The organism is Vibrio sp. YT-16, from assembly GCF_033337405.1.
In the GTDB taxonomy this organism is placed as follows: Bacteria; Pseudomonadota; Gammaproteobacteria; order Enterobacterales; family Vibrionaceae; genus Vibrio; species Vibrio alginolyticus.
The window spans coordinates 1-1007 of sequence record NZ_JAWOQQ010000176.1; the positions used below are offsets into that span (position 1 = coordinate 1).

A 1007-nucleotide genomic window follows, 5' to 3' on the forward strand; every position below is an offset into this window, starting at 1 on the left:
ATTTCATCACTCGTCGGTAAAGTGGATATCCGTAAACTCGAACACTACTCTCAAGACGACCCAGATGCATACAGCTACTCTGGCGCGCTGTGTAAAGCAAACCAAGGCTTGATGGAATTCGTCGAGATGTTCAAAGCGCCAATTAAAGTATTGCACCCATTACTAACCGCAACACAGGAAGGCAACTTTAACGGGACGGAAGGCCTTTCTGCAATTCCGTTTGACGGCATGATTTTGGCTCACTCTAACGAATCTGAGTGGCAAACCTTCCGCAACAACAAAAACAACGAAGCCTTCCTAGACCGTGTATACATCGTTAAAGTACCGTACTGTTTACGCGTATCGGAAGAAGTTAAAATCTATCAAAAACTGCTTGAAAACAGTGAACTATCTCAAGCCCCTTGCTCACCAAGCACATTAGAAACATTGGCGCAGTTCAGCATTCTTTCTCGTCTGAAAGAGCCTGAAAACTCGTCTATCTTCTCGAAAATGCGCGTGTACGCCGGCGAGACGCTAAAAGACACCGATCCTCAAGCGAAACGCTACCAAGAATATCGAGATTACGCAGGCGTCGATGAAGGCATGAACGGCCTATCTACACGTTTTGCGTTTAAGATTTTGTCTCGCGTGTTCAACTTTGACCAAACCGAAGTGGCAGCAAACCCAGTTCACTTGTTCTATGTGATTGAACAACAAGTAGAACGCGAACAATTCCCTTCAGAAACCGCAGAAAAATATCTTGAGTTTTTGAAAGGGTACCTCGTTCCTCGTTACGTTGAGTTTATCGGTAAAGAAATTCAAACCGCGTACCTAGAATCTTACTCTGAATACGGCCAAAACATCTTCGACCGTTATGTTACCTACGCAGACTTCTGGATTCAGGACCAAGAATACCGTGATCCAGAAACGGGGCAGCTATTTGACCGCGCGTCTCTCAATGCGGAACTAGAGAAAATTGAGAAAACCGCTGGTATCTCCAACCCGAAAGATTTCCGAAATGAAATCGT

General features: G+C 45.0%; 1 protein-coding gene. It reads left to right on the forward strand.

All coding sequences use genetic code 11. The annotated features are described in order from the left end of the window. Positions 1–1007, forward strand: a 1007-nt coding sequence (locus R7F07_RS25570; protein ID WP_318110717.1) for a PrkA family serine protein kinase, incomplete at both ends; no start/stop codon positions are given.